Here is a 699-nt window from a genome sequence, read left to right as displayed (position 1 = left end):
ACCATAGACCAGACCGTTTTCGGCTTTGGCTTCGGCCTTAACCGTCAAACGATAATCAATGCGGGCTTCGCGCGATTCTTGATTGGCGAGATCATCATTGACGATGATGAAATCCGAACGGATCGAGCCGCCGAGCGTAACGGTGAAGGGAGCCTTCGTGGTGACTTGCTGTGCAGCAGCGGCACCAGCGAACAATACGAGAGCAGACGTGCCCAGAAGAATCTTTTTCATTGTCAATACCCCTTGGTGGTACTCAACCCAAAACGAACCCTTCCGGGGGACCATTAACTGGCCCTCCCCGCTCGGGACAGGCGTATAAAACCCCATTGCCCTACATCGTAGCAAGCCTGCTCTGCACGGAAGGCGCGGCTTTTTGATCTGCTGTGGCGAAGATACAACACCTGTGGCGATGGGAAAATTCCCATTAAATACACAAGCTTATCAGGCGTTGTTGGGGTAATACCTTGATTCTCAATTCATTTTACCGGGCTAATTTTGCCTAAGGGCCTCGGCAACACCGCTCTATCCGTCATCATTCTGTCTAAAAAAGCAGCGGAAGTTCGGCCCGTTCCGGCCTGTCAACCGTTAAGACACCGACCGTGAAGACAGCATATTCCTGTAGGAAGGGGCGATGGCCCCCGATCGCTCCTGCGCCCTGCACCCTATATAGAGGGCGCGGGGCCACCCCCAAAAGCAAAC

1 pseudogene is annotated in these 699 nt (G+C 53.6%); it reads right to left on the bottom strand.

Annotated features, from left to right (window positions below):
• Positions 1 to 231: pseudogene (locus VZ95_RS21085) on the bottom strand (porin); the annotation flags it as partial.
• Positions 232 to 699 lie beyond the last annotated feature (468 nt).

It is taken from the genome of Elstera litoralis (genome assembly GCF_000963705.1).
GTDB classification, from domain to species: domain Bacteria; phylum Pseudomonadota; class Alphaproteobacteria; order Elsterales; family Elsteraceae; genus Elstera; species Elstera litoralis.
The sequence above is the reverse complement of the archived record's forward strand: the minus strand, read 5'-3'. Positions and strand labels throughout refer to the sequence as shown.